Source organism: Lactococcus sp. AK05, from assembly GCF_041026685.1.
In the GTDB taxonomy this organism is placed as follows: domain Bacteria; phylum Bacillota; class Bacilli; order Lactobacillales; family Streptococcaceae; genus Lactococcus; species Lactococcus lactis.
Map to the genome: position 1 here is coordinate 1 of NZ_JBFTEI010000028.1, position 268 is coordinate 268.

The 268-nt window shown below is 32.5% G+C and carries 1 pseudogene; it reads left to right on the forward strand.

The window, feature by feature from the left end:
• A pseudogene (locus AB6B24_RS12430) lies at positions 1–250 on the forward strand (integrase core domain-containing protein); the annotation flags it as partial.
• Between the last annotated feature and the right edge of the window lie 18 nt (positions 251–268).

Consider the following 268-nt stretch of genomic DNA (forward strand, 5'->3'; position numbering starts at 1 on the left):
TTGCTTGCTTCTTACTCCAAGCCTGGATATCCTTATGATAATGCCGTCACTGAGGTCTTTTTCAAGTATCTTAAACAACGAGAAATTAATCGCAGAACTTATCACTCCATTCAAGAAGTTCAACTCTCTTGCTTTGAATACATCGAACAATTTTATAACAATTATAATCCTCATTCCGCCAACAATGGTTTAACTCCAAATCAGAAAGAAGAAAATTATTTTAAGAAAATATAGCTCATTTTGTGTCTAAATATTTGACATTAGTCCA